The organism is Amycolatopsis sp. DSM 110486 (assembly GCF_019468465.1).
GTDB lineage: Bacteria > Actinomycetota > Actinomycetes > Mycobacteriales > Pseudonocardiaceae > Amycolatopsis.
In genome coordinates this window covers 568,365-591,147 of the sequence record NZ_CP080519.1, presented here as the reverse complement: position 1 = coordinate 591,147, position 22,783 = coordinate 568,365, and the positions used below count along the sequence as shown (strand labels likewise).

The 22,783-nt window shown below is 68.7% G+C and carries 17 protein-coding genes; 7 read left to right on the top strand and 10 right to left on the bottom strand.

The features are described 5' to 3' along the window. Positions 1 to 23: 23 nt before the first annotated feature. The 6 genes from K1T34_RS02900 to K1T34_RS02875 all read right to left on the bottom strand — a co-directional run bounded on the left by K1T34_RS02900 (position 24) and on the right by K1T34_RS02875 (position 8,837). Positions 24 to 4,607 (bottom strand): RHS repeat-associated core domain-containing protein, encoded by a 4,584-nt coding sequence (locus K1T34_RS02900; protein ID WP_220242749.1) that lies wholly within the window; start codon positions 4,605 to 4,607, stop codon positions 24 to 26. Continuing rightward, entirely contained in the window at positions 4,604 to 4,942 is a 339-nt protein-coding gene (locus tag K1T34_RS02895; RefSeq protein ID WP_220242748.1) for a type VII secretion target, read from the bottom strand. Before K1T34_RS02895 ends, K1T34_RS02900 begins: the two co-directional genes overlap by 4 nt. A gap of 18 nt (positions 4,943 to 4,960) precedes the next feature. After that, the gene (locus K1T34_RS02890) at positions 4,961 to 5,557 is read right to left on the bottom strand and encodes a YbaB/EbfC family nucleoid-associated protein (RefSeq protein ID WP_255638271.1); all 597 of its coding nucleotides are present in this window, start codon (positions 5,555 to 5,557) and stop codon (positions 4,961 to 4,963) included. A 492-nt stretch (positions 5,558 to 6,049) separates the two neighbouring features. Beyond that, positions 6,050 to 6,547, bottom strand: coding sequence for a DUF3291 domain-containing protein (locus tag K1T34_RS02885; RefSeq protein WP_220242747.1), 498 nt, complete (start codon positions 6,545 to 6,547; stop codon positions 6,050 to 6,052). Positions 6,548 to 6,578: 31 nt separating this feature from the next. After that, a complete protein-coding gene (locus K1T34_RS02880) occupies positions 6,579 to 7,235 on the bottom strand; it encodes a metalloregulator ArsR/SmtB family transcription factor (RefSeq protein ID WP_220242746.1) in 657 nt (218 codons plus the stop codon). Positions 7,236 to 7,682: 447 nt separating this feature from the next. Further along, positions 7,683 to 8,837 carry an Lrp/AsnC family transcriptional regulator gene (locus K1T34_RS02875; protein WP_255638270.1) on the bottom strand — a complete coding sequence of 385 codons (1,155 nt, stop codon included), beginning with the start codon at positions 8,835 to 8,837 and terminating at the stop codon, positions 7,683 to 7,685. Here K1T34_RS02875 and K1T34_RS02870 point away from each other — a divergent pair. Then, positions 8,819 to 10,303, top strand: coding sequence for a CocE/NonD family hydrolase (locus K1T34_RS02870; RefSeq protein WP_220242745.1), 1,485 nt, complete (start codon positions 8,819 to 8,821; stop codon positions 10,301 to 10,303). The two genes, K1T34_RS02875 and K1T34_RS02870, sit on opposite strands and share 19 nt — an antisense overlap. Next, entirely contained in the window at positions 10,300 to 11,019 is a 720-nt protein-coding gene (locus tag K1T34_RS02865) for an SDR family NAD(P)-dependent oxidoreductase (RefSeq protein ID WP_220242744.1), read from the top strand. The genes K1T34_RS02870 and K1T34_RS02865 overlap by 4 nt, the downstream gene beginning before the upstream one ends. Positions 11,020 to 11,108: 89 nt before the next feature. Here the strand turns inward: K1T34_RS02865 and K1T34_RS02860 are convergent, their stop codons facing one another. Then, positions 11,109 to 11,969 (bottom strand): alpha/beta fold hydrolase, encoded by an 861-nt coding sequence (locus K1T34_RS02860; RefSeq protein ID WP_220242743.1) that lies wholly within the window; start codon positions 11,967 to 11,969, stop codon positions 11,109 to 11,111. Between the two features lie 498 nt (positions 11,970 to 12,467). Between K1T34_RS02860 and K1T34_RS02855 the strand changes: the two genes are divergently transcribed. Together K1T34_RS02855 and K1T34_RS02850 are read left to right on the top strand one after the other, a co-directional pair. Further along, a complete protein-coding gene (locus tag K1T34_RS02855) occupies positions 12,468 to 13,286 on the top strand; it encodes an alpha/beta hydrolase (RefSeq protein ID WP_220242742.1) in 819 nt (272 codons plus the stop codon). A gap of 91 nt (positions 13,287 to 13,377) precedes the next feature. Continuing rightward, the gene (locus tag K1T34_RS02850; protein ID WP_220242741.1) at positions 13,378 to 14,262 is read left to right on the top strand and encodes an alpha/beta fold hydrolase; all 885 of its coding nucleotides are present in this window, start codon (positions 13,378 to 13,380) and stop codon (positions 14,260 to 14,262) included. Between the two features lie 56 nt (positions 14,263 to 14,318). Here the strand turns inward: K1T34_RS02850 and K1T34_RS02845 are convergent, their stop codons facing one another. Next, a complete protein-coding gene (locus K1T34_RS02845) occupies positions 14,319 to 15,221 on the bottom strand; it encodes an AraC family transcriptional regulator (RefSeq protein ID WP_220242740.1) in 903 nt (300 codons plus the stop codon). A gap of 187 nt (positions 15,222 to 15,408) precedes the next feature. On the opposite strand from K1T34_RS02845, the gene K1T34_RS02840 reads away from it, so the two are divergent. Both K1T34_RS02840 and K1T34_RS02835 read left to right on the top strand, forming a co-directional pair. Next, the gene (locus K1T34_RS02840) at positions 15,409 to 15,876 is read left to right on the top strand and encodes a MarR family winged helix-turn-helix transcriptional regulator (RefSeq protein ID WP_220242739.1); all 468 of its coding nucleotides are present in this window, start codon (positions 15,409 to 15,411) and stop codon (positions 15,874 to 15,876) included. 202 nt (positions 15,877 to 16,078) lie between these two features. Then, positions 16,079 to 18,865, top strand: a complete 2,787-nt coding sequence (locus K1T34_RS02835) for an AAA family ATPase (RefSeq protein ID WP_220242738.1) — start codon at positions 16,079 to 16,081, stop codon at positions 18,863 to 18,865. A 65-nt stretch (positions 18,866 to 18,930) separates the two neighbouring features. Here the strand turns inward: K1T34_RS02835 and K1T34_RS02830 are convergent, their stop codons facing one another. Together K1T34_RS02830 and K1T34_RS02825 are read right to left on the bottom strand one after the other, a co-directional pair. Next, complete coding sequence (locus K1T34_RS02830; protein WP_220242737.1) at positions 18,931 to 19,743, bottom strand: SDR family NAD(P)-dependent oxidoreductase; 813 nt, start codon at positions 19,741 to 19,743, stop codon at positions 18,931 to 18,933. 514 nt (positions 19,744 to 20,257) lie between these two features. After that, positions 20,258 to 21,490, bottom strand: coding sequence for an IS110 family transposase (locus K1T34_RS02825; protein ID WP_220242736.1), 1,233 nt, complete (start codon positions 21,488 to 21,490; stop codon positions 20,258 to 20,260). Between the two features lie 358 nt (positions 21,491 to 21,848). On the opposite strand from K1T34_RS02825, the gene K1T34_RS02820 reads away from it, so the two are divergent. Further along, complete coding sequence (locus K1T34_RS02820) at positions 21,849 to 22,688, top strand: alpha/beta fold hydrolase (RefSeq protein WP_220242735.1); 840 nt, start codon at positions 21,849 to 21,851, stop codon at positions 22,686 to 22,688. Positions 22,689 to 22,783: the final 95 nt, after the last annotated feature.

The following is a 22,783-nucleotide window of genomic DNA, read 5'->3' as shown; positions in this document are numbered from 1 at the left end:
CTCGCCTCCCGGCATCGCTCTGCTCAGTGCAAGGTACACGGATGCCGAGGTCCCGGCTCCGTGGCCGCGTAGCGCTCGGTGAGCTTCCCGCCTTCGGACGAGTTCTGCGATTTGCCCATGGCTTCCATGTCGTCGGTGTTGTTGTACCAGGCCTTGCGTTCCGCGGCGGTCATGTTGTGGCCCTCGTCGCGCCAGTGCTCCACTACCGGCGGAACGTGCTCGTAGGTCAGATTTCGCTTGCCGTTGGCGTCGTAGTAGGGGATCGGTTGACCGGCGCGGTCCACCCAATTGAGCTGGTCGTGTGGAATGCGGGCGTTGCTCGCATCCCGCGGGACGTCGCCGAGGGCACGGCCCTCCACGGTCCACTTCGTCGCCATCGCGTCGTGGGTGGACTGCAAGTAGTCGCCGGGGTATTCGGTGCCACGGTTGTGAATGTGGTCGGCGGGCGGCAGCGCGGGGTCGTGTGCCCACTGGCCGTTCGCCGGGTCCTTGTAGCCGGCCAGGCCCAGCGGGTCGGCTACCGCCAGCGGGTTCGGGACGTAGGTGTAGTGGTTCGCGGACGGGGCCAGTCCGATCGGGTCCGGCGACAGGTACCGCGCGGTGTGCGGGTCGTAGTAGCGGTGGACGTTGTAGTGCAGTCCGGTTTCGTCGTCGTAGTACTGGCCTGGGAAGCGGAGCGGGCAGCCGGTTCCGTCCGAAGTGGACATCGCGATGGTGTTGCCCCACAGGCCGCTTGTCCGGTACCAGGCGACCCGGCCGGTCGCGTCGACCAGTTCGGTCGGCGCGCCGATCAGGTCGGCGACGATGGCGTGGAAGCGGGTGTCGATGACCGCGGTGGGTGCGTCGGCCAGCCAGGAGCGGGTGGTTTGCGCGATGGGTTCGGCCGAGCCTCCGCGGTAGTCCCAGGACGTGACGGTGGTGCGGCGGTCGACGGTGTGGGCGGCTTCGGCCAGGACGGTGCCGTCCCAGGAGAACGTGGTTTCTTCGGCGATGCTGCCGTCGGGCGCGAGGCGCTGTTTGGCGATCCGGCGGCCGAACGGGTCGTAGCGGTAGCGCCAGCGGGTGCCGTCCGGGGTGGTGACGCCGATCAGCTGGTCGCGGTCGTTCCACGCGTACTCGCGGATTCGGCGTTGACCGGAGAGGCCGCGGCGGATTTCGCGGACGAGCCGGCCGGAAGCGTCGTAGGAGTAGGAAGTCCGGCCCGCGCTGCGCAGCAGCATTCCTTCGACCGCGCGGGGGCCGGCCACGTCGGAAGCATCCTCCGTGGACGGACCTGGTTGCGCGGAGACCAGGTTTCCCAGTGTGTCGTAGGCGTACTGCTCGGTCCAGGTGGCGGCCTGCACGCCGGTGACGCGCCCGCCCGGGGTGAGCTGGAAGACGCGGGCGCCGTGCACCCGGTCGTCGATCGCGAGCACCTGACCGTCGGCGCGGTAGCGGAAACTGCGTTCCTGGAGCGCGCGATTCGGTCCCCCGGCGGACACGAGCGTTTGACCGGTGAGGCGGCCCAGTTCGTCGTGCGTCTGGGCCAGGCTCGCGTTTTCGCCGAGGCGGCGGAGTACTTCCCGGCCGTCCCGGTACTCCAACGCGACCGTTCCGGCGGTCCCGGCCATCGCGGTTTCCCGGCGCATTTCGTCGTACTGCCACCGTGCTTCGACCCCGGACGGGGTGATCCGGCGGACGCGGCGGCCGGTCGAGTCGTATTCGTTGCGCAGCACGCGGCCGTTGACGGATTCGGCGACCGGGCGGCCGAGCAGGTCGCGTTCGTAGGTCACTTCGACAGCGCCGTCGGCGACCCGGCGCAGCCGGCCGCCTTCGTCGTACTCGTAGGCGATGGTCGTTTCGCCGAAGGTCTCCCGGGACACCCGGCCGCGGACGTCGCGGGTCAGTTCGGTCACCGCGCCGCCCGCTTCGGCGCGCGAGATCATCGCGCCCATCGCGTCGACCCGGTATTCGAGCGCGCGGCCGGTGAAATCCTGTTCACCGATCAGGTTTCCGGCCGGATCGTAGCGGTAGGACCAGGTTTGCCCGGCCGGGTTGCGGACGCCGGTGAGCCGCAGTTCGGTGTCGTGGGTGAAGGTGTGCCTGATGCCGTCCTGGCCGGTGCGCGCGGCGAGCAGGCCGAACGGGCCGCGTTCGAAAACCGTGGTCGCGCCGGTGGCCGAGCGAGCTCGGACCAAGCTGCCTTCGAGGTCGTAGAACCGTTCCTCGCGGTCGCCGTTGGCGGCGACGCGCCAGGCCAGCGCGCCTTCGCGGGTCCAGCCGTACCGGGTGCTGCGACCTCGCGGGTCGGTCGCTTCGATCGCCCGGCCGAAGCCGTCGAGCCGGAACGTGGTGGTTTCGCCGTCCGGCGAGGTGATCGACAGCGGGCGGCCGACGTCGTTGCTGGTGTACGTCCAGCGGGCGCCGTCCGGTTCGACGGTGGCGGCCAGGTGGCCTCGCTCGTCCAGTTCGCTGGTCGCAACCGCGCCTAGCGGATCCACTGTGGACACGATGCGGCCGGCGTCGTCGTAGGTGTGCCGCCAGACCGCGCCGTTCGGCTGAGTCACGGTGACCGGCAGCCGCCAGCGCGGGTCGTACTCGATGGCGAGCGCGGTGCCGTCGGGGTAGCCGATCCGCGTCGGGTCGCCGTTCTCGTCACGTTCGTAGCGGGTGACCGCACCGTTTTTGTCCGTGAGCGACAGCAGACGGTGGAACCGGTCGAACTCAGGGCGTTCGACCCCGCCGTTCGGGTCGACCACCGCGGTGATGTGGTTGTGCTCGTCGTAGTGGTACTCGGTGCGCCGGCCGAGGCTGTCGGTGACGACGGTGACCCGGCCGGCCAGGTCGTAGTCGAAGGTCGCGTCGAGGTAGCCGTCGAGGCCGGCGCCGCGGACGACGCGTCCGTCCGGGCCGTATTCGTACTCGTAGCGGTAGCCGGTTCGGTCGGTCCAGGCGACGATCCGGTCCGCGTCGTCGTAGTCGTACTGGTAAGGCGCGCCGGTCGAGTTCACGATGCCGGACAGCCGGCCGCGCCGGTCGTAGCGGAACGACACGATCGGCACGTCTTCGCCGTGTTCGGCGCCGCCGAGCAGGCGGTATCCGGCGATGCGGAGGCCGTCCGCGCCGTCGACGGTGTCGACGCCGACCCGGTAGCCGCCGGAATGCGTGACCGTGAGCGGACGGCCGGTTTCGTCGCGCAGGTAGTCGACGCGGTGCCCGCTGCGGTCCGACAGCGAGCTGATCTGCCACTCCCTCGGCGCCGTGGGGTGCGCGGCGAACCGGCGGGTCCAGCCGGATTCCTGGTCGACGAGCAGGTAGGTTTCCGCCGCGGCATCCCAGCTCAACGGCCAGCGGGCGCCGAAGCTCGGCAGCACCGGAGAGCCGTCGCGGGCGGGGTGGATGTAGCTGAGCACTTCCGCGTCCGTGCCGTAGTACCGGACGAAGTCGTCGGTCAGCACCAGGCGTTCGTCCAATGTGGACGCCCAGCCGGGGCCGAAGGAACGGCCGTCGGCGTAGCCGGAGGCGTACGCGCGGTTCAGCACCAGCGGCAGCAACCCGGGTAGCTCGACGTCGGTACCCGCGGTGATCATCTGGCCGGACACCGCGTCGACCGGGTCGCCGCCCTTGCCGTCGCAGCCGCCGGTTCCCTCGGACTTCTGCCCGCCGGCCGCCTCCGGATCGTGGCTACCGGGCGCGTTCGGGTCGGCGCCGTGGTTTCCGGGCGGCGTGCCGTCGGGGACGCTGCCGTCCGGCTCCGGCGTGGACGAAGGCGAGGTGTCATCGTGCGGGGTGCCGTCGTGCGGGGCGCCGGGTTCGTGCGGGCCGGAATGGCCGGGTTCGGCCGACGAGACGTGCGTGCCGTCTTCGCCGGGACGTCCGTGCAGCTCGGACATCACCTTCTTGACCGCGGCGAAGATCTCTTCGAGCTTCGACATCAGCGGCCGCAGCTTCTCGACCGAGTTGATCAGCTTCTTGATCAGCGCGCCGATCTTCTCGATCCACGCCGAAACCTGCTCGACCACCTGCGCCACCACGACCGGCGTGCCGAGCCCGAGCGAGCAGACCTCCTCCAGTGCGTCCTGGATGAAATCGCCGACCGCCTGGGTGATCATGTCGCGGACCATGGCGCGCACCGCGGCGGTGATCACCCCGACGATCTGAACCACGATGCTGATCCCGCTCGCGCAGGTCGCGGCCGCGTTGAGGTGGTCGATCTTGTTCTTGACGTTCGCGCGGTAGGCGTCCGCGGCCTGGCCGATCCAGTGCGCGGTGTCCTTCTGCACGCTGTCGCCGAGGTCTTTGGCCGCTTTTTCCACGGCCTTCGCGATGTTGCCCCAGGTTTGCGAGTAGGCGGTGATCTGGTCGGCGTCGCCGGCCAGCTGGTTCAGCGCGTCCTGCAACGGCTGGACGTGCTCGATCAGCCAGTTGAGGCCGTAGGAGATGAGCGTGCCGACGGGGTTCATCGCGATGGTCAGCAGGTCCATCGCGGTGCCGAGCGCGGCGATGCCGCCCTCGATCCACGAACCGGACTTGATGCCGTCGTAGGCGCCGATCGCGTCGTCGAGGACGTTGATGCCGGTGTGCCAGGTCGTCGAGTCCTGTTTGGCGGCGACCAGCGGATTGCTCACGGCAGGTCCTTGCCGAGGCTGGTGATCCGCTGCGAGTGCGCCTGTTCGGTGTCCTGGTAGGTCTTCGCCGCCTGCTGGATCGACTGCGACAGCGTGCCCATGGCCTGCTGCGCGGCGCCGAGGGTGATCAGGCCGGGAGTGCTGACCGCGAGCACCATCGGCACGAAGAGCGGGCCGCAGATCAGGCCGTACGCCTGCACGCCCATGGTGACCTGCTCGGCCGCGGCGAGCGCCTGGCCCAATGTCTGCCCGACCTGCTCGACCGCTTTCGCGTGGGCGAGCAGTTCGTCCGGGCGGACTTGGTAGCCGCCGCCATTGGTCGCACCGTCCGGCATGGTCACCTCTCGTCCCGGCTATTCGCGGATCATGACCGGGCCGCCCCAGCCGTCGTCGTCATCGTCGGGCGGGGCCGGCGGGCGCAGCGGCGGGGCCGGCGGGCGCAGCGGCGGGGCCGGCGGGCGCAGCGGCGATGGCGGCGGCGCGGCCTCGGGTTCGTCGGCGAGCCGCCCGATCCGGCTGGTCGGCGCCGGCGGAGTTTCGTCCCGCTCGGGTTCCGGCTCCGGGAACTTCGCCCGGTAGCTGCCGACGATGGTGTCGCGGGTCTGCGGATCGTCGCCGATGGTGTCCGCCATGACCTCGCTGAGCCGGTCCGGCAGCTTCGACTGCGCGGTGCGCAGCGCGGACAGCACCGCTTTCGCGACCTGATCGCCGGACATCTCCCGGACGCGGTCGGTGATCCGCAGGTCGGTGACGTTGCCGGCGGAGTCGACGGTGACCGTGGCGGTGCCGTCTTTGCTGGCTGCCGACACCACGACCTGCTCAACGGCCTGCTGCATCGCGCGGTAGCGCTGCGCTTTCTGCTTCGCTTGCGCGACTAATTGGTCGACGCGGGCTTCCGCATTCTCCGCTTTGTCCGATATTGGGTCGCTCATCCGGTTGTTCACCCCCATCGCCGAGCCGGGTACGAGGAAACCATCGAAATCGGACCGGCGTGCGGCAGATGTTCCGGAATTACGCCGAATGGCGCACGATGGCACTGAGTCGGCGGAACCGTCCGGGAACGGGTTGATGCCGGCGCGATGGATTCTCGCGCTGAGGCCGGTTACGCGGCGCTCCTTGTTCTTCGCAGCAACGGTGAACTCGGAGAGGTGGGCGAACGCTGGGGGCTTCGGTTGGTGTTGTGCTCGACAAGTCGCACTGCATCGAAGCATCAGCTGAGGCGTCACTCCCACGTGAGGTGAGGCATCGGCTGAGCTACGCGAGCAAGCAGCCGAAATCTTCGAAGCTGAAGGAAAACGAACGCTCCCGTACGTGCTGAAGGTCGAGAGGACCGAACCCAGTGCGGACCCGAAGACGCCGTCCGCAGGCGTATCGGCAACGTGAACGAGAAGGACGGGGTGCGCGGATTTCCTCCGTGGGGTGGTGCCCGGACGGTGGTATGCCTACGTCCTGACTGTGGCGGCCACTGGTCGCCACGGCGCCGACTCGGCGTCCGCGGGCTGGTAGCTGTCCCTGAAACCGAAGGCGCAAGGCGTGGAGCCCTGCTCGCGTAACAGTTCCAGGCGCTCGACGGCCTCCTCGACGGTGGGAATGTGCCCGGCGGGGATCCACCACATCACCTGGAACGGCGCCTTCGGAGGTTCGAACCACTCCGCACGACGGCGCAGCACGTCCAGGTGGCCGCTGCGGTAGACGTAGTCCCACAGGGCGTCCCGGCTCTCCCAGACGGACATGTTCACCAAAACGTCGTCGCCCAGCGACGTCCGGATCGCGGTGGCGTCGGCGCCGCCGTCCTCAACCAGTCGCCAGATGAAGCCGGGCGCGTTGTCGGCGACCTCGTTCAGTGTGTCGAGCATGGACGTGAAGCTGTCCGCGCGGCCGTCGTCGAGGGGGAATTTCAACGTGCCCACGTTGAGCTGGGCGAGGTGGTGTCCCGTCATGCCCTCACCTCATCACCGCGGGCTTTCTATGTCAACTCACATTATTTTTAGAAAGCTCGACGACGACGCAGCACATCCCAGGTCGCGGGTCCATGCGGGCCCGCAGCCCTTTGGCGCCCTCCAACAACCCTTCCAATAGCGCCAGGTTCATGCCGCACACCAACACCGGATGCCGCTCGGAGAGGACGTGGAAGGGGCAGTTGGCCAGGCGCAGGGCGTCCCCGTCGTCGTCCAAGCGAGGCTCATAGCCGCGAGCGGTCAGCAGAGCCTTCGCTGCGTCGAGACCGTCGACCGGCGCGGCGGCACGAGCGGCCCGCCCCTCCCGACGAGCGGCGGCCTGCAACTCGGTGTCCAGGCGGGCGGCCTCGGCGACCTCGGCCAGCAGATCGGCGGGGGTGCGGTAATCGCGTGGGGGAACCGAGAACTGGCGCTCGGCACCGGACCTGCGGTAGAGCTTGGCCGGCCGCCCGGCGCCGGGGCCAGCGCGCCCGCTCAGTCGCCTGCTTTCGGTCTCCAGCAGCCCCGCATCCACGAGCTTGTCCAGATGGAACGCGGCAAGCGTGCGCTGGATCCCGGCGCTCTCCGCAGCCTCGTTCCGGCTCACCTCGTGGTCCTGGGCTGCCACGTAGTCATACAACCGCCGCCGGATGGGGTCCTGCAGCATGGCGATCGCTTCGATGTCCTCCACGCAGCCAGTCTAAGAACAACGGAGATGCTTGTTAGAGAGCGCCTGGGCGATCCTTGCCGAAGCCCTCGCCCCGCTGGCCGGCGCGAGTGGCGGATGGTGGTCCGCAGAAGGTCTCCCACGCCTACGACCTCGCCTATCCCGATGGTCCGGGATGACTCGCGCCGGCAGGGTGGCTGACGATGAGTTCGACGGGTCGGCAGGGTCGATCCGAAGGAGCTCCAGGCCTGTCGTAACTGACCACATGCGACAGTCCACTGTGGTGCACGGGGTCGTTTCGGCTCCGCCGTCCCGGATCGGTTCACCTGTGGGTTCACGGTCGAAGAACACTACGGTGACCGCTCAGTGGACTCACCGTCCTCGGAGTGCACCGCGTCGACCAGGATCTTCTCGGGTGCCGCGCTCTGCACTAGGTCCAGGTAACGCGGGCGGGACACTTGTGACGACCGCTTATCGGACCGGCTGGGGCGTGTCCGTGTCGAGCCGGCCGTCCGGGCGCAGCAGCCAGCCCGCACGCTTGCGCGTGCGCAGGGTCACCGAGCTGTCGATGAGAGCCCCGGGCGGCAACAGGTCCTCGAGCACGCCCTGCAGCTGCATCAGGTCGGTGAGCCCCGCCGTCCAGGCGAAGACGACGAAGTTCGCGGGTCCGGTCATCGACATGCACATCCGCACACGCGGCTCGGCTCGCATCCTGGCGACCACGGACAGCAGGAGCGGCTTCGGCACGCGGCACCACCAGATGACGCTCACCGGCCATCGGGTATGCAGTTGCGACAGTTCGCACCGCATCGCCAGCGCACCTGCGTTGAGCAGCCGCCCCAGCTGCCGCCGCACCGTCGACGCCGGTCGGCCGACCTGGTCGGCGATGTCGATCGCCGTCGCCCTGCCGTCTTTGCTCAGGACCGACATCAGCGGCGCGTAGGTGGGCGCGGCGATGTCGACCGGCGCTCCTCGCCCGCTGGGAGCGGAGGCCTTCGCGGCCTTCTCGACGGCGGCCTGTTCGCCGGCGTCGAGCGCGTCGAGCCGCCACTGCCTGCCTTCGATGTGCATCTCGGTGCCGAGGTGCGTCCTCGTCGACATCACGCCCGGGATCCGTGAGAGCTCGTCCAGGATCAACGAGGACAGTTTCTCGAAGGTCGGCGCCGCGACGATCGTCATCAGGTCGCGGCCGCGGGCCGCGTACTCGATGGCGCGCACGTGGCCCAGCCCCTCGAGTGTTCTGACCACGTCGTCGAGCCTGCCCGGCGCGCAGTCGAAGTCGACGATGGCCAGCTGCCGGTTGCGCGCGGCCACGCCGCCGAGAGGATAGGCGTAAACCCACGCGATCTCGTTCTCGCGCAGCCGGATCCATCGGTTCGCGAGTGCCGGGGCCGACGCGCCCAGGACGGTCGCGAGGGAACTCCAGCTGGCTCGTGGCCACAGCTGCAGCGCATGGATGAGTGCGAGGTCGTCCTCGGACTGCTCGATCCGATCGCGAGCCGCTCGATTGACGATCGAAATGGGTGTTTCTACGGCACAAGGCGGAACTGATGAGGACTTCGTCGACTCGGAGCCATCGGTCGGGATGCCGTGGTTACGCTCCGGACATGTCGGAACCGTTGTCACCTGCCGATCTGTCCGTGCACTTCGCAGGACTCGACCTCTCGAAGCCCGTGGCTCCCTCGACCTCGTCGACGGACCCGTTCTTCACGTATGCGAGACCGGAGACACACGGCGTGCACGTGAGCAAGGTCCAGGTGGAGATGCGAGACGGCGTGCTCCTGGCCGGCGAGCTCCATCGCCCCGCGAACCCGGACGGCACCCCTGCGTCCGGGCGGTTTCCGGGCATTGTGTACGAGTTCAACGGGTACAACGCGGTGTCGTTCATGGGGGCCGGTGCCCGCTCGTTTGTGACCCGTGGGTACGTGGCCCTGGTGTGCAGCGTGCGAGGCAGTGGCGACTCACCGGGTGAGATCGACCCGTTCGGCCCGCAAGAGCAGCGTGACAACGTCGACCTGATCGCGTGGCTCGGGACGCAGCCGTTCTCGACGGGCAAGGTCGGCCAGATGGGCGTGAGCTACGGCGGGCACACCACCATCCTGGCCGCCGTGCACCAGCCGGAACACCTCACCGCGGTGATCGCGACCCAGGCGCTGAGCGACTGGTACGAGGACACGATCTACCTCGGCGGCGGGATCTACAACAACCGGATCCGCGGCTGGCAGAAGGACACCGCCCCGGCGACCCTCGAAACTTACCCCCAGCACCCGCTCTACGACGACTTCTGGCGCGAGCGCAGCGTGCGGGCGCGCTGGGACAGGCTGGACGTTCCGGTTCTCGACGTCGGTGGCTGGCTGGACCAATACCGCAACGCCATGGTGAAGAACTTCCGAGCCCGCCCCGAGAACGTGTGGATGGTCGCGGGCCCGTGGAGTCATGGCATGCTCCCGGGCCAGTTCGAGGACATCGCCACCGCGGCGTACCTGGCGTGGTGGGACCGCTGGCTCTCCGACGACGTCCCCGGCCTCCTGCCCGAAACCAAGGTGACCTCCTACGAGATGCCCGACGCGGGATGGAAGCAGTACTCGACCTGGCCGCCGTCCGAGTCGCGGGAAGACCACTTGACCTTCGCGTCCGGCGGCAAGCTGGTGGCCGGCTCGGTCGAGAAGACCACCGACGCGTTCGACGTGGAGACCGGTGCGCTGCTCGCCGAGACGGAATTCCTTCCGGCGGATCTGGTGCTGGCCGGCACCCCGTTCGTCGATCTGCGAGTCTCCTTCACCGCGGACGAGGGATACATCGCGGTGGTGCTGGAAGACCTCGGCCCCGACGACGCGGCCTCCAGAGTCACCCACGGCTTCCTGCGCGCCAGCCACCGCGATGGCAACGAACAGCGAGTACCGGTGGAACCGGGAGCTTCCTACGACCTGCGCGTACCCCTGTGGGCGACGCACCACCGGTTCAAGGCGGGGCACCGGCTGCGGATCCGCGTCGCCAGCCGTGACGAAGGCGTGATCGACTCGGACTCGCCCGCCGGAACCGTGACCGTCCACTATGGCCCGTCCACCTTCACCTACCAGATGATCGGATGACCCGGTCCCTCCTCGCCGGAAAGACGGCCATCGTCACCGGAGCGGGCCAGGGCATCGGTGCAGGCATTGCCCGCGCCTTGGCCCACGAAGCCGCCTCCGTGGCGGTGGTCGATCTCGACGGAGCCCGAGCGGCGGCGACCGCGAAGGAGGTCGGCGGCCTGGCGATCACCTGTGACGTGAGCGACGTCGATCAGGTGGACTCGGCCGTCGCCGCGGTGGTGCGGCGATTCGGTTCCGTCGACGTGCTCGTCAACAACGCCATGGCACAAAAGCCCATCCCCCTCCACGAGCTGGATCCCGCGGATTTCGAGCTGCCCTTCCGCGTCGGTCCCTTCGGCAGCTTCCTGTTCATGCGCGCGTGTTTCCCCTATTTGCGCACCAACGTGCAGCACGATTCCGTTGTGCTTTTCGTGGTCATGACTCCGCTGTCGACCCTGGGCACGTCGCTGGCATTCGCCGCGCTCCCGGCGATGATCGCCGAGCACAGCCCTTCCGACGAGATCGCGATGGCCACCGGGATGTACAACACAACGCGGGCGATCGGCGGCAGCCTGGGCGGCGCGGTCTTCGCCTTCGTCCTGTCCAGCATGACGCTGCCCGGCACGAGAATCGCCGGCGAAGGGGCCTACGTTCTCGCCTGGACGATCTGCGCGGCCGCGGGCGTCATCACGATCGATTTCCTCGCTCTCGTCGGCCGCGGGAGCCGCCGGAAATAGCCCGGCCGCCGGCTTTGCCGAGGACGTGGCCGGATCCGGCCGGCCGGCTGTCGATGCGGGAGCGGACTGTCGTGGCCGTGGTTACCCGGTCACCGCTGACGGGTCGCAGCCGCGCGGTCCGCGATGATGTCCGCGACGCGCGCCGGCGCCGACAGGAATGCTGAATGTGCCGTGGGCAGCTCGACGACCGTCGTGGGGTTCGTGGGGAACGCCGTGTCCGCTTGAGCGACGAAGAGCCGCTGCAGCCCGGCCGGAATGGTGCGGTCCTCCGTGCACACCACGTACGTACGGGGAATCGATCCCCAGCCTTGTTCGGTCAACGTGGTGCTCTCGGCCACCATGGCCAGCGGCGCGTCGCAGCTGAGCAGCGCGGTCGCGGCCGCCGCCTGGGAAGGTTCGACGTCTCCGTAGAAGGCTGCGCGGATGGCCGCCTGAGCCTCGGGATCCGGACTGCGGTGGTCGATCCGCAGCGCGCCGATGGTGGCCGGGTCGCCGACCAGCAACTGCATGAACCGGTTGTCACGGCCCTCGGGCAGCGACGGGTAGTCGAGGCACGGCGTGTTCGAGGCCGGCATGTACGCAGCCAGATACACCATGTGCGCGACGAGCTCGGGCCGCCGTTCCGCTGCTCTGCTCAGCACCGCACCACCCATGCTGTGCGCCACCACGCAGACCGGCTTTCCCCCGCCGACGCTGTCCAGTTGCGCCACCAGAAGGTCGGCGGCAGCGTCCAGCCCGACCCCCGAGACCGGCGACGGCTCCGTGGCGTAGGCGACCGGGTCGAACGGACGCCGGGCGGCGGATGCCGGAGACGTCGCGTGGAGACCGTGCGCCGCCATGTCGACCGCGACGGCGGTGCGGCCCCGCCCTCCCAGCTCGGCGATCACCTCCGTCCAAGCCCACGCTCCGTGGTAGAAGCCGTGCAGTAGAACGACCGGCTCGTTCGACATGAATCCTCATTCTCGACGCAGGGGTCACGCGGGCATTCCGCCGGAAGGTAGCGGATTCGCGACTGTCGCGGTCACTGTCATTTGACTGGTTTTGCCTTCGTCCGTGGGCTTCGGTCCCGGCGCACTGTCCACCTGCGACCGATGCTGGGGTTCCTGCTGTCCGGGTATGTCGCGGGTGATTCGGACCGCGGCTCGTGGTGACCACGCCGGCCGCGAAGCCCGGCGGATGCGGACCGGGGCCCCGGCGCGGGAGCCGGGTAACGCGCGCCGCCACGCGCGGCCGACCTGCGTGACACCGACACCTGTCGAACGACTGTCCGAGGCGGCGCGACGGCGCCGATTCCCTGTGGCCATCCGACGGAAGCGGGCGGGCAGAGCGGGACTGGATCCTGAGAACCGCCGGGGATGCGCGCTCGGCCCGCATCGAGGCGGCTTTCGAGGAGCGCCGGTCAGGCCTGCTCCAGTGAAGACAGCGTCCTATTCAAAGGGAAGATTCGCATGAATGATTTCTCCGCCGACGAGGCCGACACCATTGTGCTCGTTCACGGCCTCTGGGTGAACCCGCGCAGCTGGGAGGGGTGGAAACACCATTACGAGGCCCGGGGATACCGGGTGTTCACCCCGGCCTGGCCGGGGCTCGACCGCGAGGTGGAGGAGCTCCGGCGCGATCCCGCGGGTATCGCGGGCGTCGGCCTTCGCGAGGTGGTCGACCACTACCAGAGCGTCATCCGCTCGCTGGATCGACCGCCGATCATCATGGGCCACTCGTTCGGCGGCACCGTCGTACAGCTCCTGCTCGACCGCGGGCTGGGCAGGGTCGGCATCGCCATCGACTCGGCAGCCGTCAAGGGCGTCCTTCCCCTACCGCTGTCGACCCTCAAGTCGACCTTCCCGGTCCTCGGGAACCCGGCCAACAAGAACAAAGCGGTCGCGCTGACGCCGGAGCAGTTCCACTACGCCGTCACCAACACTCTCACCGAGAGCGAGTCCGCTACGCGCTACGAGCGGTACGCCGTCCCTGGCTCGGCACGCGTGCTCTTCCAGGGGGCGTTCGGCAACTTCAACCCCCGCGCCGTGACCCGCGTCGATTTCCGCAAGCGCCAGGCCCCGCTCCTGTTCATCGCGGGGGAGGCCGACCACCTCGTGCCGCCCAAGGTCAACAAGGCCAACTGGCGACTCTCCAGCAAGTCCGCGGCCGTCACCGAGTACAAGGAATTCCCCGGGCGCTCGCACTTCATCATCGGCCAGGACGGCTGGCAGGAAGTCGCCGACTACGCCCTGAACTGGGCCGAGGAACACGCCGCCGCCCGTGTCTGAGCGTCGACGCCTCCGGACCCACCACCACGAACCCCCGCAGGCGGACACGTCTGCGGACAGCAATGACAATTGTTTCGAACAAGGAGAAACCGTGCGTAAACGTCGTGTTTTCCGCTCCGCCGTCCTCGGCGCGACCGGGATCGCCCTCGTCGCCGGCGTGACCACGCTGGCATCGGCCGCACCGGCCCCCCAGACCGCGCCTGTCGCGCTCTCGCACCCGGCCGCGGCTCCCAAGCCGACGATCGTCCTCGTCGACGGAGCCTGGTCGAACTCCCAGAGCTGGGGCGATGTGACCAGGTCCCTGCAGGCGGCCGGCTACCCGGTCGTCGCCCCGCCGACGGCCCTGCGCAGCCTCTCCGGCGATTCCGCCTTGCTGGCTTCCTACCTCAACACCATCCAGGGCCCGATCGTCCTGGTCGGGCAGTCCTACGGCGGAGCCGTCATCACCAGTGCCGCCACGGGCAACGCCAACGTCAAGGCTCTGGTCTACATCTCGGCCTTCGAGCCGGACACGCATGAAAACGTCACGGCCCTCGCTGGGCAATTCCCGGGCAGCCACCTCAGCACCGATCCCACCGCGGTGCCTCCCACCGCCCTCAGCGCCGTCCCCGTCCCCTACACCAACCCCGCCGGCGATCCCGAGATCGAGCTGTACGCCAAGGCGGCCCAGTACCGGGACCTGTTCTTCAGCAACCAAGTCTCCGCGGCCACCGCCGCGGAACTCGCCGCTACGCAGAACCCCGTCGCCTCGACGGCCCTGGGCGAGAACCTCGCCGGCGAGCCGGGCTGGAAGACGATCCCCTCGTGGACCCTCGTCTCCAACGCCGACCACCTGATCCCCCCGGCCGCCGAGCGCTTCATGGCCACCCGCGCCCACTCCCACATCGTCGAGGCCAACACTCCCCACGCCGCACAGGTGACCAACCCGGGGATCGTTGTCAACCTCATCGAGCGGGCCGTCGCGGGCACCCGGTGACGTGAACCGGACGACACCGCCGGCCAACCCGGCGGTGTCGTCCGGTATCGGCCGATTTATTCCGTCGTTCCTTCGAAGGAAGCAGAACCAGTCCCGCCCCGCCACGCCCGCGGCGAACTGCCGTAGGCACGAGAAAACGCCCGGCTGAAGGCGGCTTCCGAGATGTAGCCCACGCGGGCCGCGATCCGGCCGACCGGGTCGGCCGTGCCGCGCAGCAGGTGCGCCGCGTGGCCCAGCCGGCACCGCAATACGTACGAACCGGGCGTTTCCCCGACCGACTCGGCGAACCGCGTCGCGAACGCCGAACGCGACAGCGACGTGAGCCGCGCCAGCTCGTCGACGGGCCAGTCACGGCCGGGGTCCCGGTGGATCGCGGTGAGGACCGGTGCGAGCACCGGGTCCAGCGCTGCCGTCAGCCAGCCGGCGTTGCGCACATCGCCGGCTGAGGCCCACGACCGCAGCGACCAGATGAAGAGCAGATCGAGCGCTCTCGAAACCATCACGCGGGTGCCGGGTGCCGAGTTCGTCACCTCGAACACGAGGAGCTCCCTGATGGGCAGGAGCCACGCCGCCGATCGCGCGTCGCCGCGGATCACGATCGCCGCAGGCAGAACGCCGAGCAGTGGCGCGGCGACAACCGTCTCGACCACGAACTCCCCGGTCACCCAGGTCGTGTGCGGCGTCGCTCGGACGATGTGGGCATCACCTCGCGCGAGCAGCACCAGGTCTCCTGTACCCAGCTCCACCGTGTCTTCGCCCGCCACCTCGACGCTGATCCCGCCCTCCTCGACGAGGTGCAGCACCCTGGCCCCGGCCGGATGCCGCTCACGCGGGCTCGATCGGCGGCGCACCTCGCCACCCTGCAGGTGAATCGCCTGCAACACGTCCGAGAGCGCATCGTGCTCGCCGTAAGCCGGCGGCTGTGGTGAATCGGCAAAGTCTTCCGGATCTTGAGCCATGTTTTCGCTCCGTCCTCCTTTTAGGCTGCGACGCTGAGTGCGCGAGTGGTTCCGCCCGAACGGACCCGGCGCTCCCGACGGAGGAGGCACCCCATCATGTCTGCCAAGTGGACCGTATGTCATCGGATCATCTGAGGAAAATCGATCCGAGGTCGGATGATCCAGCTGCGGATGATACGGTCGCGCAGTGTCTCCGAAGAGCGGGCGTCGCGACGAGTTGCCGCCACCCGACGCCGCCTCGGCGATCGGCGACCTGACCTGGCTGGCTCACCGCGCGGCGGCAGCGCTCGGCGACGCGTTCAACGAGGTCTCGCGGGATGCGGGGCTGGCCGATCTGCGCGACTGGCTCGTTCTCGAGCTGATCAGCAACGGTCCGGAGCGGACGCAGTTGGAGATCGCCACGGAACTCGGTGTCGACAAGACCACATTGGTGTCGATTCTCGACCGGATGGAGCGCGACGGGCTCGTCGTCCGCGAACTCTCCGCCCGTGACCGGCGTGTGCGCATTCCGAGGGCAACCGCGAAAGGCGTCGAGGTGAAAGACCAGGTCGCCATCGCCCGCGATACGGCGATCATGCGTCGCCTGTCCTCGATTCCCGCCCGTGACCACGCGAAGTTTCACGCGATGCTGTGGAGCATCGTCCAAAATTATTGACCACCCGAACGCGGAACCACTGCTTTAGCGCCACGTCTGCACAACGGCTGACGTCAGCACTCCGCGCGGTAGGAGTGAAGGATCCCGACGTTGACAGCCAGAAGTGCACACCGGCGAATCGCTTGTGGACAGTCCGGCCCGCGAGGTCGGGCCCCGGGCCGGGAAGTCTCGACGGGCCGCGCAGGCGGGGGAGCGTGATCCGGTGGGCGACAACGGCCTTTTCGACCACGGTGGTGTCGATTCCCTGGTGGGGCGCGGCGTGGCACTCGAGAGGATCCGCGGCTTCCTGGCCGCCACAGATCGCGGCGGGGCGCTCCTGTTGTCGGGCGCGGCGGGGGTGGGCAAGACCGTCCTGCTCGATGCCGTTGCCGAAACCGCGGTCGCGAGTGGCTCACGGGTCCTGCGTGCCGCCGGCGTCGAGTTCGAGGCCGACGTCAGCTATTCCGGGCTGAACCAGGTCCTCTTCCCCCTCTACGAGGCGTTCGGCGAACTCGACACGGCACACGCCGATGCGTTGCAAGTCGCCCTTGGCTTCGGGAGCGGAGTACCGCCGGAACGGCTCGTCGTGTCGAACGCGACTCTCATGCTCCTGCGTCACGTGGCCAAAGCCGGCCCGCTGCTCCTGATCGTCGACGACCTGCCGTGGCTTGATCGGGCCAGCGCCGCCGTGCTGGGCTTCGTCGCCCGCAGGCTCAACGGCACCCGCGTCACCTTCCTCGGCGCCATGCGCTCGGGTAGTGAGACCTTCTTCAACCGCGGTGGCCTGCCCGAGTACGAGGTGCCGCCGTTGGACGAAGAGTCCTCACACCTCCTGCTCAACACTCGATTCCCGACGCTGGCCGCTCGAGTGCGTCAGCGACTGCTGTCGGTGGCCGAAGGGAACCCGCTGGCTTTGCTCGAGTTGCCCACGGTGCTGAGCGGGGAGCAGCGTGTGGCCCTGGAGAGCCTTCCCGTAATACTTCCGCTCAGCCTACGGCTTCAGGCGTTGTTCGTCTCTCGGGTGTCCGTCCTCTCCCTCGCCGCACGGCGGCTGTTGCTGCTCGCGACGCTGGAAGGAACCGGCAATCTCGCGGTCCTGCAGGCGACGGCGCGCGAGGCCGGCTACGAATCCGACCTCGAGGACCTCGCTTCGGCCGAGCAGGATGGGCTGGTGGCTTTCGACGAAGGCACGCGCCGGCTCGTTTTCCGGCACCCCTTGATCCGGTCGGCGGTGGTGGATGCCTGCACGAGTGCCGAGCGCCGGGCGGCCCATCGAGCGTTGGCCCACGTGCTGGTGAGCCAGCCCGAGCGGCGGGCCTGGCACCTCGGCGAGGCTTCCGTCGAGCCGGATGAGCAGGTGGCCGGTCTGTTGGACCAGGCGGCACGCAGCATCGCGGCCCGCGGAGACGCCGTCGGAGCGGTCGCGGCGCTGGTACGGGCGGCCGATCTGAGCCCGCACAGCTCGAATCGCGCTCGCCGGCTCGCCGAGGCCGCCTACATCGGCGCCGACGCGACCGGGCAACTCCGCAACGCCTCGGAACTGCTCGAAGGTGCCCGCTTGGCCGACCCGGAGCTGATCGGCTCTCTCCACTTCGCGGCCGCCGCCGTCTTCCTGATCATCAACGGCGACGGGGACATCGACACCGCCCACCGACTGCTGACCGGCGCCATCGAGTCCGGCACGCACCGCTACGAAGCAACGGACGGCGCCCTCATCGAGGCGCTCCACCTGCTGCTGCTCCTCTGTTTCTTCAGTGGCCGCGCGGAACTGTGGGAACCTTTGTATGCGACGCTCCGGCGTCTGCGACCGGAGCCGCCCGCCCTGCTGTCGGTGGCTGCCAAGACCTTCTCCGACCCAGTCCGTTCCGGTGCCGGGGCTCTGGATCAGCTGGAATCCGTTCTCAGCGACCTGCAGAAGGAATCCGACCCCGGCCGGATCGTTCGCGCCGGCACCGGCTCGCTCTACCTCGATCGCCTGGCAGATGTCCGCGAGCCGTCGTGGCGAGTTGTCTTCCAAGGGCGGGACGGCGGTCCGCCGCGCCGGCACGTCGGCGCGCTGATGCACCTGTGCCTGGACGATTACCTCACCGGCAGGTGGGACGAATGCCTGGAACTGGCCGACGAAGGAGCCCAGGTGTGCGAGGACTCCGGGTACCACTTCTTCACTTGGTACTTCTGGTACTGCCGAGCCGTCGTCGCCGCGGCCCGCGGTGACGACGAAGCCGTCGACCGCCTGACTGACCAGATCATCCGCTGGGCCACGCCCAGGGGAGTGGGGGTAGCACTGCACTACGCCCGGCACGTCCGCACAGTCGCCGAATCCGGCCGCGGTGACTTCGAAAGCGCTTACCGGAACGCGACGGCGATCAGCCCAGCGGGCACGTTCGCGTCCCACGTGCCGCATGCATTGTGGGTGGCGTTGGACGTCGTCGAAGCCGCGGTGCGGACCGACCGGCAGACCGCCGCCGTCGCTCACGTGCGCGCCATGCGGGAGGCCGACATCGCCGCGCTGTCCCCGCGGCTCAGCCTGCTCGCCGCGGGTTCGGCGGCGTTGTGCGCCACCGACGACGACGAGGCGGTGCGCCTGTTCGAGGAGGCGCTGGAATTGCCGGGCGTCGAAAGGTGGCCTTTCGACCTGGCCCGCGTTCACCTGTCGTATGGGGAACGACTGCGACGTGCCCGCGCGAACGCCGACTCCCGAGAGCCACTGCGTCTGGCCTACGACGCCTTCACGCTGCTCGGCGCCAGTCCCTGGGCGGACCGTGCGGCCAAGGAGCTGCGTGCGACCGGATGGGGCGCACCGAGAACCACGGCGAGCGGAGAAGTACTCACACCCCAGGAGCGGGAGATCGCGGATCTCGCGGCGTCCGGCTTGAGCAACAAGCAGATCGCCGAGCGCCTGTACCTCTCGCACCGGACCATCGGCGCACACCTGTACCAGATCTTTCCCAAGCTCGGGATCACCTCCAGAGCCGCACTTCGCGACGCGCTCGAGGCCCTGGAGAAATGACACCGCCACAGTGATGCGCGACGCATCGCCGGACCTCTCGTCGGCCGGACCAGGTGGACGCCGCCTTACCACACGGCGCCCTGGTCGGATGCGGTGCCGGGCCGGCCAGGAACGATCCTCAGTGGACGGGTGCCCTTGGGGCTGCCGACGGCAGCCGCGATGGCCTGGGCCGCGAGGGCGACCTCCGCGCCGGTGAGCGCCTGCGCGGCCAGCCTCGAGTCCACCCGGTGGACCAGGCCGGGGTATCGGCCTTCGTACGCCTGAACGGTCTCGGCGTCGTCCGGGCGGACGGTGCGTACGTGCGGGCCGCTCTCGGGGACCAGGAAACCCGGGACGACGATCGTGGTCTCGACCCCGAATTCGGTCAGCTCCTGGGCGTAACTCGATGCGAGATGGTCGATCATCGTGACCGCTTCGGAGTGCAGCGCAAGGTAGGGAGCGCCCTCGGCATCGTGGTTCGCAGGCACCACCCATACCAGCAGGCCATCCTGCCGCTCGCGCATCTGCGGCAGCACGCAACGGTTGACGCGCTGGGTGGACAGCACATGCGCGTCGTAGATCTGCGCCAGCTGGTAAGGGGTGAAGGATTCGAGCGGCCCCCGGGGCACCGGGCCGACGGCGTGGACCACTGCGTCGATTCTTCCGGCTTCCGTCAAGATGTGATCGACCGCTGTTGAGACCGAGCGCTGGTCGGCTACGTCCAACGAAATGGGGCGCAGGCGGGTCCCGCGCCCGCTCGGCTCGGCAAGGCGGCCGGCTGGGTGGACGACAGCCGGGCTGATCCCCGCGTACGCGGTGTGGCCTGAACCGACCAGCGCATTGGCGGTGGCAGCTCCGAGGTCACTGGAAGCCCCGGTAACAAGGACGATCTGTGACATGGTGCTCCTCGTTACTCTTCGGCAGATCATGGAAGCGGAGCGGCGACCTAGAACGGTGGAGGCCGGCTCGCCATCACCAGCCCACACCAGGCTGTCCCATCAGTGTCGGCATGACGGAATCCATTCGCATAGGTCGAATGACTGTCAGCGAGACTGTGGCTCATTGATCCGGCCCTGAGCACGCGAAATGCGCAGCCAGTGCCGATTGCACGGTAACGGGCACGGGGATTTCCGTCGATCGCCGGCCCTGTGGGATCTCAATCGGTTCAGCGCGCGTGAAGATCATCGTGAAACCTGATTTCGTCACCTCGTCCTGGCTGCACCGACCTTCACATAAAGCGGCGGCACGGAGGAATGACTGCCTGGTGCGAAGTGACGCGCTGCCCGGCGGTGGTCTTCCGACCGAAGCGGCTCCCCGCCGATCCCGGCGAGGCTGTCGGACAGCGCCAGGAGGCGGATTCCCATCGAAGAGCGCGGACCACCGCGCAAGAAAGACATCTCAGGTTCTTAAGAGTCAAGCCGCAGCGGTGAGTGGAGGTGGGAAGGCCTGATGTTCGTCGAAGAGTTGTCCTGTTTGGAGGCAGTGGTGAAGCTGTCCGAGGAACTTGTTGAACAGGTGTCGTTGGGCTTGGTGGTTCCAGTCTCCGGCGGCGCGGCGGGTGTCGAAGTGGCGTCTGGCGCCGGGGCTGGCGCGCAGCGAGGCCAGTGCCCAGATCGGGCCGACCGCGGCCAGGCGCCGGTTTTTGATGTGTCGGTGCGTGATCACGGTTTTTCGGCCGCTGGCGCGGGTGATGGGGGCGGATCCGGCGTAGGCCTTGAGGCCGCGGGGGTCGGTGAAGCGGGTGCGGTCGTCTCCGATTTCGGCGAGCACCCGGGCGCCGGCCAGCAGTCCCAGGCCGGGGAAGCTGGTGATGATCGTGGCGTCCGGGTGCTGCTCAAAATGGGTTCGTGCCGCTTCCGCCAGACTGTCAGCGGCGGCGCAGGCGGCCTCGAATTGGCTCAGCAAAGCCGAAAACTGGATGCCCATCGCGTTCTCCACGATCGGTGGCTGCCGCAACCGATCAGACCGGAACACACCGTGGAGGCGATCAACGTCGGTATCGACGTTGCGGCGGCGCCCGGCCTTGGCCAGCAGTGTCCGCAGACGTGCTCGGGTGAGTTTCGCTGCGAGCGCGGGTGTGGGTGCGGCGGCGAGGACGGTGCGGGCGTCGCGACGGGCCAGGCCGCCCTCGGGCTGGCCGGCGAACGCGTCGAGCGCGGCGGGGTAGAACTGCTTGAGCAGCGATCGGAGCTGGTTGCCCAGCTGCTGGCGGGCCCAGACCGCGTCCTGCTGGGCCCGCGCGAGCACCCGCACCGCCTGGGCGAGATCGGTGTCGGCCGGCAGTGGGCGGTGTGCGTCGGCGTCGGTGCGCACGATGTTGGCCAGCATCACCGCGTCCGCGGCGTCGGACTTCGCGCCCGAGACCTGGTGCCGGGTCCGGTACCGCGATGCGGAGAGCGGGTTGATCGCGTAGATGGTGCGTCCGGTGGCGCGCAGCGCAGAGACGAGCAGTCCGTGGTCGGTCTCGATCCCGACCGGGATCGGGTTTCCGGCGGTGTCGCCGCCCTCGGCCAGCAGGTCGAGCAGGTGGGCGAACCCGGTCGCGTCGTCGCCGATGCGGGCTTTCGCGACCACGGTTCCGGTGTCGTTGACGATGGCGACATCGTGGTGGGATTCGGCCCAGTCGATGCCGCAGAACAGTGTCAAACCGTCACGCCTCCTTCGCTATTGCGGCTGCTCACGGGTCCAGGCAGAGTCACGCAGCGCCCTAATCGCGGGACTCGATGGTCCGTCATCTCAGTAGCCGTTCGTGACTCCAGCACACCGCAGGAACCTCGTTCTGCCGAAGAGCTCGCGGCTCGGGAACACACCGAGAGGTCACCTCCTGCGGCGGACTCGCGCCACGACATCCCACCACCACAAGCACCGGCCCACCGGCAGACGCGCCGTTCTTTCTTAAGTCGTCGAACGACCGGAAAACCTAGGCATCGCCCGCCGGCGGACCAGCACCAACCGGCTCGATCACGAGCCGGAAGAACTACTCCTACTACCGATTAGGCAAGACATGGCAGCGAGTTTTGTGCAAGCACCGGCCGAGACGGTGGACGTCGGCGGAACGCCGTTCGCGTACCGCGAGTTGGGCCCGGCCGCAGGCGTGCCGCTGGTGTTGCTGAACCACATCACCGCAGTGCTGGACGACTGGGACCCCGCCGTGGTCGACGGCTTCGCGGCCGAGCGACGCGTCATCGTGGTGGATCTCCGGGGCGTCGGAGCCTCCGGCGGCACCACCCCCGACAGCATCGAGGCGATGGCCGCCGACACGGTGGCCTTCCTGGAGGCTCTCGGGCTGGACACGGCCGATCTGCTGGGCTTTTCCCTGGGCGGCATGGTGGCCCAGGCGGTCGCCCAGCAGCGACCCGATCTGGTCCGGCGGATCGTCCTGGCCGGCACCTCGCCCGCCGGTGACGAAGGGCCTGCCGGCTGGGGCGCCGTGCTGCAAAGCGCTTTCGGGAAGTCGGCCACTGAAGGCAAGCACCCCAAGCACTTTCTCTTCTTCTCGCCGACGCCCCGCAGCCAGGCAGCTGCGGATGCCTTCATCGCTCGCCTGGACGAGCGTACCGAGGACCGCGACACGCCCGTGACGGACGAGACGATCGGTGCCCAGCTGACCGCGGCCACGAAATGGGAGCAGAGCACCTCACCCGCCGGTCTGGCCGACGTGGACAAGCCCGTCCTGGTCGTCAACGGCGACAACGACATCCTGGTGCCGACGATCAGCTCGTTCAACCTCGCGCGGCTGCTTCCCAACGCCACATTGAGCATCTACCCGGACGCGGGCCATGGCGGGATCTTCCAGTACCACGAGCTGTTCGTACAGCAGGTGCTGGACTTCCTCCGCGACTGACAGGCCGCCACGGTGCCGTCGGCGATCGGCACCGTGGCCGCCATCCTCGCTTGTCTCACCGGTTCCCCCGACCCCCGTCGAGCAACAGCCATGAC

Bases quoted from the DNA above. Each gene is read 5' to 3' on its own strand.
- K1T34_RS02895 (WP_220242748.1), bottom strand. From the start codon at position 4,942: ATGCCGGACGGTGCGACCAATGGCGGCGGCTACCAAGTCCGCCCGGAC.
- K1T34_RS02890 (WP_255638271.1), bottom strand. From the start codon at position 5,557: ATGGGGGTGAACAACCGGATGAGCGACCCAATATCGGACAAAGCGGAG.
- K1T34_RS02885 (WP_220242747.1), bottom strand. From the start codon at position 6,547: ATGACGGGACACCACCTCGCCCAGCTCAACGTGGGCACGTTGAAATTC.
- K1T34_RS02870 (WP_220242745.1), top strand. From the start codon at position 8,819: ATGTCGGAACCGTTGTCACCTGCCGATCTGTCCGTGCACTTCGCAGGA.
- K1T34_RS02865 (WP_220242744.1), top strand. From the start codon at position 10,300: ATGACCCGGTCCCTCCTCGCCGGAAAGACGGCCATCGTCACCGGAGCG.
- K1T34_RS02860 (WP_220242743.1), bottom strand. From the start codon at position 11,969: ATGTCGAACGAGCCGGTCGTTCTACTGCACGGCTTCTACCACGGAGCG.
- K1T34_RS02855 (WP_220242742.1), top strand. From the start codon at position 12,468: ATGAATGATTTCTCCGCCGACGAGGCCGACACCATTGTGCTCGTTCAC.
- K1T34_RS02845 (WP_220242740.1), bottom strand. From the start codon at position 15,221: ATGGCTCAAGATCCGGAAGACTTTGCCGATTCACCACAGCCGCCGGCT.
- K1T34_RS02830 (WP_220242737.1), bottom strand. From the start codon at position 19,743: ATGTCACAGATCGTCCTTGTTACCGGGGCTTCCAGTGACCTCGGAGCT.
- K1T34_RS02820 (WP_220242735.1), top strand. From the start codon at position 21,849: ATGGCAGCGAGTTTTGTGCAAGCACCGGCCGAGACGGTGGACGTCGGC.